The sequence below is a fragment of the Leucobacter chromiiresistens genome, from assembly GCF_001477055.1.
Taxonomy (GTDB): domain Bacteria; phylum Actinomycetota; class Actinomycetes; order Actinomycetales; family Microbacteriaceae; genus Leucobacter; species Leucobacter chromiiresistens_A.
On the sequence record NZ_LDRK01000128.1, the window covers coordinates 1 to 7,500 of the forward strand.

Consider the following 7,500-nt stretch of genomic DNA (forward strand, 5'->3'; position numbering starts at 1 on the left):
ATTCCGCTCGCCGCCGAGCCCTCGCCGGAGGAGAGGGCTCGGCGGCGAGCGGAATCTCGACGACCTCGAACGGCACCTCCTCGAGCATCTCGAAGAACCCGGGGTACGTGGGGGTGGCGAGGGCGAGACGGCCCCCGCCCGGCCGGCCGACGCGGAGGGCCTCCACCACGGCCGTCGCGACATCGGTGGCGAGGTGCACCCGGTCGTGCGGCACGCGCCAGCCCCAGCGATCCGCCGCGAAGCCCGCGAACGCGGCCGCGAGCTCGCCCGGGCCGTCGACGTACCCGAGATCGGACGCGTCGACGCGCTCGACCAGCGCGCGTCGAATCTCGGGCGCGACCGCGAAGTCCATCTCGGCGACGAAGAGCGGGAGCACGTCCTCCGCGAAGCGCGACCACTTGATGCTCGTGCGCTGCGCGCGGAGCCCCCGCGGATCGAGCGCGGTGAACGGAACGCCCGACGGGTCGGCGGTCGCTTCGGTGCACGGTGCGACGTCGGGGCGCTGCGCGAGCGCGCGAGCAGTGAGCGCTGTCGGGTTCGGTGCACAGTCTGCGTCGCTCATGCCCCCATGGTCTCGCGCGAGCCTCGGCGGGCGCGAACCGCGAGGTAACGGGCCGTCATCTGGCGCGCGTGCGTCGGAGCCGCGCCCCGCCCGCGTCCCGCTCGCGTGCGCCCTGCTCGCGTGCGCCCTGCCCGCGTGCGCCCTGCTCGCGTGCGCCCGCGTGCGCCCGCGTGCGCCCCGCTCATGATCTCGCCGAAAGCGAGGGGTCCGACCGAGGACGAGGGTTCGTGCAGCGCAGAATCCCTCGGGCTCGGCGGCAACCCTCGGGCTCGGCGGGCTCGGCGGGCTCGGCGGTAACCCTCGGGCTCGGCGGGCCGCGGCGGTCCGCGGTCTCGGCGGGCCGCGGCGGGTGCGGTGCGCGGCAGCCCTCGGGCTCGGCGGCGACCCTCGGTCTCGCCGGAATGGGCCGGTTGCGGCACACGGACCCGGTCTCGACGGATGGAGTCGGGGCGGATCCCGAAGCACCCCGCACAACGACAGACCGCACAACGACAGACCGCACAACGACAGCGGGCCCCGATCCGAAGATCGAGGCCCGCTGTGCGATGCGATGCGGCTGTCAGCCGGCGAGCGGATTACTCCGCGGCGCTGGCCTGCAGACGACGCTGGGTGAGGACGATCGCGCCGCCGCCGAGCACCAGCATGCCGAGTGCTGCGAGCCCGAAGGGCAGCATCGAGAAGCCGGTACCGGTGTTGACGAGCTCGGCTCCGCCGGCGCCGCCCTGGCCGGGAGCGGCCGGGTCAGCGGGATCGACCGGAGCGGCCGGGTTGCCCGGATCCACCGGGTCGACCGGGGCGACCGGCGCCGCGGCGACGTTGAACACCAGGCTCGCGGGGGCCGAGGTGGCGCCGTTGATGGCCTGCGTGGCCTCGACGGTGTAGGCGCCCGCGCCGAGCTGTGCGCCCAGGTCGAGCGTCCAGGTGCCGTCCGCGCCGACGACGGCGGCGTCAGCCGCCACGCCCGACTCGGATGCCGCGCCGCCGGCGCTGGCGGTGCCGACCTCTTCGCCGTTGAGCTTCACGACGACCGTGGCGCCCTCGATGCCGGTGCCCGAGATCGAGGAGGGAGCGTCAGCGGCCTCGAAGGTGGTGCCGGGCTTCACCGAGGTGATCGCGGGAGCCGCGGGAACGACCGAGACGGTGCCGGTGCCGGCGGCCGAGGTCTGGCCCTCGAACGTCTGCGTGGCGGAGACGGCGTAGGTGCCGTAGTCGAGCTCGGTCGGAACCGACCAGGTGCCGTCCTCGTTCACCGTGGCGGTGAGCGAGACGGGCTCCGCGCCCTCGGCGGCAGGGGTCAACGTGATTGCGACCTCGGCACCGGGAACGCCCGAGCCGGTCAGCGTGACGGCCGACTCCTCGGAGGTGACGTCGTTGACGACGGGCGCGGCGAGCACGACCTCGAAGTTGATCTCGACGGTCTCGGAGGCGCTGAAGCCGTTCATCGCCGTCAGGGTGCGGGTGTACTGGCCCGGCTCGTTCGGCGCGGGGAAGGAGACCTCGGTGCCCTCGACGGCGATGGTGTCGCCCGCGTTGCCCTGGCCCACGGAGAGCTCGGTGGCGTTGCTCGGAACGGTGACGACGATGTCGCTGCCGCCGGCCACGCCTTCGGAGAGGTCGGTCTTCACGACGGGCTCGTCGATGTCGAGTGCGACGGTGTAGCCGTCGGTGAAGCCGAGAGCCGGCTGCAGCAGGGTGTACCAGGCGTAGTCGTCGGTGCCTGCAGGAACCTCTTCAGGCCCGCCGCTGACGACGCCGACCGCGGTCTCGCCCTGGAAGACGGCGCCGCCCGAGTCGCCGGGGCTGGTGGTCGCACCGCCGATGAAGCCGTGCACCCAGCGGTCGGAGACCTCCATGTAGCCGTCGAGGATCTCGGTCGGGCGGATCTGCCCGTCGAGGTACTGGAGGCGCACGGTCGTGCTGCCCGTGGAGAGGCCGGTGGTGCGGCCCGACTTGGAGATCGTGCCGGACTGCGGCAGGCCCACGGCCTTGATCGGCGTGGTGCTCAGCGACAGGTCGTCCTGGTCGGCCGTGGTCCAGTCGGTGACGGCGGGCAGGAGGTCCAGCGCATCGTTCGTGATGTCGATCACGGCGATGTCGGTGGAGTTGGGGTCGTTCTCGGCGCCGGCGGTGTTGCCCGGGCCGCCGAACTGGCTGAAGCCGAAGGCACCGGCGATGCCGTTGCCGTCGGGCTCGATGAACTCGCCACCGGCTGCATCGTTCGAGGGATCGCTGAACTGGACCTCGGTGATCGCGCCGTCGCTCGAGCAGTGCCCGGCGGTGATGAGCGCGGGCTCGCCCTCAGGCGAGAAACCGGTGAAGCCGGTCGAGCAGGTGCCGACGCGCCCTTCCGACAGCGCGCCGAAGTAGCCCGCACCGGCGACGATGTCGGTGGAGGCGTGCGAGACCACGTTGCCGACGATGGCCACGTTCTCGACGCCCTTCTCCTTCGCAAGTTCCTCGACGGCGTCGACCTTCTCCTCGGGCGCTTCGCTCACGAGAACGATGGGCTCGCCATTGCTCAGAGTGCCGGCGCCGACGGCGAGGTCTGCGCCGATCTCCTTGCTGGAGTTGATGTTCTCGACTGCTGCCATTGCCGATGCAGTGGTGTCGAGCTGTGCACCGGTGCCGTCTTCTGCCATCGCCGGAGTGGCGACGAAGAGACTGCCGAGACCGAGCACCGCGGCCGCGCCGAGCGCGAGTGGGCGACGTTGTGTCACGTGTTTTCCCCTAAGCGTTCAAAATGATTGAAATCGACCTCTGGTTCCGTACACGTCGTCGCCGGTTTGACGGTGTTCTCGTTACCCACACGCGAACACCCCGGCGCGACACCAGAGGCCAGGAAAACGGTAACCTGATAATTAGCACCATGCAAGGGGTGAGACCCCTGAGCGGCCGGGCGTTTCGCCAGAAAACCCCGATGCACTGCCTATTCGAGAAATTTGGATCGCGAGTGCATCTCCCATCGTTACGATGGCGTCGAACGCCCGAATGCGCGTGCAGAGATGCAGCGCGGCGACGGGGATGACGGGGAGACGGGGGAGAGCGATGAAGCGACGCACGAGGTGGGCGGCGGGAGTCGCCGCGGTGGTCGGCGGTGCAGCCCTCCTGGTGGGCTGCGCGTCGCTGAGCGCCGGCGGATCGGGTACCGACGGAGAGACGGGGGATGCGGAGATGATCGAGCAGGCCGACGTGGTGGGCACGTGGTTCTCGGACGAGCAGGGGAAGCCGACGCTCACGTTCGACGACTCGGGCAAGGTGTCGGGAACCGATGGCTGCAACGGCATCGGATCGACGTACGCGATCGACGGCGATCGCGTACGCATCAAGAGCTTCGTCTCGACGATGATGGGGTGCCCGGGCGTCGACGACTGGCTGCGCGGCGTGCGCGAGGTGCGGCTCTCGGGCGATGAGCTGCTGGTGTTCAACAGCTCGGGCGACGAGATCGGCACCCTCCAGCGGGAGGCCTAAGCGCGGTCCCGGAACGCATCCCAGGCGCGCTTGCAGGCGTACGCGAGGAAGTCGATGCGTTCCGGATCCTCGTCGACCCAGTCGGCGCCGGGCTCGCGCAGCGCATCGATCGCGTGCGGCCCGAGCAGGTAGGCGCGTGAGAACTTGGCCTGCGCGGCCGCCGGTGAGAACCCCGCGGCCTCGGCTTCGCCGGCGATGCTGCGGAATCGTGCGGCGGCGGCGAAGATCTCGTGCTCGCCGCGATAGGGCCGGTTGAGTGCGACGGCGTCGTGATCGGCGACCTCGAACTCGGTGCGGTGGGCGTCCGCGAGCATGCGGAGGTCGGCGGGGGGCATCGTCACCGGTTCGCCGGTGCCGCGCTCCTCTCCTTCGGTGTCGCCGCCGTTCGAGAGCGTGACGACCCCGGGCAGACCGCCCGCCGGAGCCTCCGGGTCGAGGGAGCCGTCGGGGCGCATGCCGAGGTGCATGGTGTCGTGGAACGAGAGGAGGGTGCAGGCGCCGCCGTGCGCGAGCCCCTTCGTGATGAAGAGTTCGGTGAGCTCCTCGCGCATGGCCTCGTACACGTCGAGTCCCTGCGCGGCGACCGCGGTGAGCGCATCGACCAGCTCGTCGAGCCGCTCGGGCGTCGCGGGCGCATCGAGCATCGCGATGTTCGAGTACGAGACGGGCCGGATCGCGTCGACGCCGTCGAGGTCGGCGGGCTCAGCCGCTCCGGCGGCTCCAGCGTCCTCAGCCGCTCCGGCGGCGCGCACCCGATCGAACGCGCGCCGCAGCTCGTCGCGCAGGTCGTCGGGGCGCGCTCGGTTGGCGTCGCGCACGAGGCGGGGGTGCGGGTTCACGACGGCGACGATGCGGGGATCGATCTGCGCCCAGCGCCGCACGACCCGAGCCGCGGTGGCATCGGAGAAATCGCGCTGCAGACGGCGGGTGAGACCCGGGGCGAGGAACCCCACGAGCTCCTCGGGGATCGCGGCCTCCGCGTGCGGAACGGTCACGAGCACGTCGGCGTCGGAGATCGCCTGCGCGAGGTCTCGCATGTCGCGGTCGGCGTAGTGGATGACCTCGGACGGGGCGAACACCGTTCCGGCGGGGATCAGGTCGAGATCATGCGCGCTCATGGAGCCAGCGTAGTGGCCGGGTGCCCGGCGGAGAAGACGAGTGCGGCGGCGTCACGCCCGGCCGCGATTGCGGCGCCGGGTGCCGCGCGGAGGCCGGCCGCCGAGGAAGGACGCGTTCGAGTCGACGATGAACCCCTGACGCAGCGCTTCGCGGCCGATGAGCATGCGGAAGACCATCTCCTCGCGATCCGTCAGCGTGACCTCAGCCTCGATCTCTCGCCCCGCGAGCGAGATCGTCATGAGTACGACGGGGCGCAGCTGGGCGTGGCCCGACGAGCTGCGCACGGTGCGCCGGTCGTGCACCGGGAGCTCCACCTCGACGGCGTCGTCGTCGGTGGCCTGCCAGGGCTGCACGAGGAAGCGCACCCACGGCGCGCCCGAGCGTTCGAACTCGACCATGTCGGTCGCGTGCATCGCCGAAGTCTGGGCGCCGGTGTCGATCTTCGCCTTGATCCACGGCACGCCGATGCCATTCAGCTTCACCCATTCACGCCACCCGGTGAGAGTGCTTGAATGGTCGGGTACGGTCACGCATCTATTTTGGCAGGAAATCACGATGAAACTCGCGATTCTTTCGCGCGCCCCGCAGGCGTACTCCACCCAGCGCCTGCAGTCCGCGGCTCTCGAGCGCGGGCACACCGTGCGCGTGCTCAATACCCTGCGCTTCGCGATCGACCTCGCGGGTGAGGCCCCCGACCTGCTGTACCGCGGCAAGCAGCTCAGCGACTACGACGCCGTGCTGCCGCGCATCGGCAGTTCGATCAGCTACTTCGGCACGGCGGTGGTGCGCCAGTTCGAGCAGATGGACGTGTACACGCCGAACACGTCGAACGGCATTGCGAACGCCCGCGACAAGCTGCGCGCGAACCAGATCCTGTCGCGGCACAACATCGAGATGCCGGCGACGGCGTTCGTGCGCAACCGCGCCGACGTGCGGCCGGCGATCGAGAGCGTCGGGGGCGCCCCGGTCGTGATCAAGCTGCTCGAGGGCACGCAGGGCATCGGTGTGATCCTCGCGCCGCAGGTGAAGGTCGCCGAGGCGATCATCGAGACCCTGCACTCCACCCGGCAGAACGTGCTCATCCAGCGCTTCGTATCGGAGAGCCGCGGCCGCGATGTGCGCGCCCTCGTGATCGGCGACCGGGTGGTCGCAGCGATGCGCCGCACGGCCGGCGGAGACGAGTTCCGCTCGAACGTCCACCGGGGCGGCACCGTGGAGCCGGTGCAGCTCGACGCCGACTACGAGCAGACCGCGGTGCGGGCCGCCCAGATCATGGGGTTGCGCGTGGCAGGCGTCGACATGCTCGAGGGCGAGGAGGGCCCGCTGGTGATGGAGGTCAACTCCTCGCCGGGCCTGCAGGGCATCGAGAGCGCGACGGGCCTCGACATCGCCGGGGCGATCATCGACTTCATCGCGAACCAGGTCAACTTCCCCGAGATCGATCTGCGGCAGCGGCTGAGCGTCTCGACGGCCTACGGGGTCGCCGAGCTCACCATGCACGGATCGGAATACGTCGGCAAGACGCTCGGCGAGCTCGGCCTCTGGGAGCGCGATGTGACGGTGCTGACGCTGCATCGCGGCGTGCAGGTGATCCCGAATCCGCGCAAGAGCCTCGTGCTCGAGGCCGAGGATCGGCTGCTGTGCTTCGGCAAGCTTGAAGAGATGCGCTCGATGCTGCCCGAGCGCCGGCGGCGCCGGGCGCGCGTGCGCAAGCTCTCGAAGGCGGCGCGCGAGCTCGCCGACGGCTGAGCGCCCCGATCCCTGCCGGCTACGACTTCGCCGCCGTGAGCTGGAACTCGACGGCTACGACTTCGCCGCCGTGAGCTGGAACTCGACCGCCCCGCTGTCCTCGACCGACACGAACCCGAGGTCGGGGGCCTCGACGCCGAAGTCGGAGAACGTGATGGGGATCGAGCCGGCGATCTCGGCGGTGGTGCCGTCGCTGCGCACCTCGATCTCGGCGGTGACGGTGCGGGTCTGACCGGCGATGGTGAGCTCGCCCGTGGCCGCGGTCTGCACGACGTCGCCCGAGGCGGGGGCGCTCTCGAGGGTCACGGGCTCCGTGAGCACGAAGGCGGCCTCGGGGAACTCGTCGGTGCGCAGCGCCTCATCGCGGAAGTAGGCGTCGCGGTTCGCGCTGTCGGTCTCGATGCTGGCGACGTCGACGGTGAGCTCGGCGGCCGTGAGCGTGAGCCCGGTGTCGTCGATCGTGAAGGTGCCCGTCACCTCGTCGGTACGACCGGTGACGGTGACGTCGGTCCCGTTCAGCACCTCGTCGACCCGGTACCCGGCCTCCGAGCCGTCGGTCACGCTCCACCCGCCGACGAGGAGGCGGGGATCGAGCTCGGTCG

General features: G+C 70.8%; 6 protein-coding genes and 1 pseudogene. 2 read left to right on the forward strand and 5 right to left on the reverse strand.

Annotated elements, in window-relative coordinates; translation table 11 throughout:
- Both NS354_RS12410 and NS354_RS12415 read right to left on the reverse strand, forming a co-directional pair.
- Positions 1-562, reverse strand: a pseudogene (locus tag NS354_RS12410) (aspartate aminotransferase); the annotation flags it as partial.
- Positions 563-1,137: 575 nt separating this feature from the next.
- Positions 1,138-3,279 carry a trypsin-like serine protease gene (locus NS354_RS12415; RefSeq protein WP_058594768.1) on the reverse strand — a complete coding sequence of 714 codons (2,142 nt, stop codon included), beginning with the start codon at positions 3,277-3,279 and terminating at the stop codon, positions 1,138-1,140.
- A 328-nt stretch (positions 3,280-3,607) separates the two neighbouring features.
- Between NS354_RS12415 and NS354_RS12420 the strand changes: the two genes are divergently transcribed.
- Positions 3,608-4,030, forward strand: a complete 423-nt coding sequence (locus tag NS354_RS12420) for an META domain-containing protein (protein WP_058594769.1) — start codon at positions 3,608-3,610, stop codon at positions 4,028-4,030.
- Here NS354_RS12420 and NS354_RS12425 read toward each other — a convergent pair.
- Together NS354_RS12425 and NS354_RS12430 are read right to left on the reverse strand one after the other, a co-directional pair.
- Positions 4,027-5,148 (reverse strand): N-formylglutamate amidohydrolase, encoded by a 1,122-nt coding sequence (locus tag NS354_RS12425; protein ID WP_058594770.1) that lies wholly within the window; start codon positions 5,146-5,148, stop codon positions 4,027-4,029. The two genes, NS354_RS12420 and NS354_RS12425, sit on opposite strands and share 4 nt — an antisense overlap.
- A gap of 51 nt (positions 5,149-5,199) precedes the next feature.
- Positions 5,200-5,679: an ATP-dependent zinc protease family protein gene (locus NS354_RS12430; protein ID WP_074689993.1), complete on the reverse strand. Its 480-nt coding sequence runs from the start codon at positions 5,677-5,679 to the stop codon at positions 5,200-5,202.
- A gap of 25 nt (positions 5,680-5,704) precedes the next feature.
- Here NS354_RS12430 and NS354_RS12435 point away from each other — a divergent pair, with 25 nt between their 5' ends.
- Positions 5,705-6,898: a RimK family alpha-L-glutamate ligase gene (locus tag NS354_RS12435; protein ID WP_058594771.1), complete on the forward strand. Its 1,194-nt coding sequence runs from the start codon at positions 5,705-5,707 to the stop codon at positions 6,896-6,898.
- Between the two features lie 54 nt (positions 6,899-6,952).
- Here the strand turns inward: NS354_RS12435 and NS354_RS12440 are convergent.
- A partial coding sequence (locus NS354_RS12440) for a YceI family protein (RefSeq protein WP_058594772.1) occupies positions 6,953-7,500 on the reverse strand: 548 nt, incomplete at its 5' end.

Coding starts and splice junctions, on each gene's coding strand:
- NS354_RS12420 (WP_058594769.1), top strand. CDS start 3,608: ATGAAGCGACGCACGAGGTGGGCGGCGGGAGTCGCCGCGGTGGTCGGC.
- NS354_RS12425 (WP_058594770.1), bottom strand. CDS start 5,148: ATGAGCGCGCATGATCTCGACCTGATCCCCGCCGGAACGGTGTTCGCC.
- NS354_RS12435 (WP_058594771.1), top strand. CDS start 5,705: ATGAAACTCGCGATTCTTTCGCGCGCCCCGCAGGCGTACTCCACCCAG.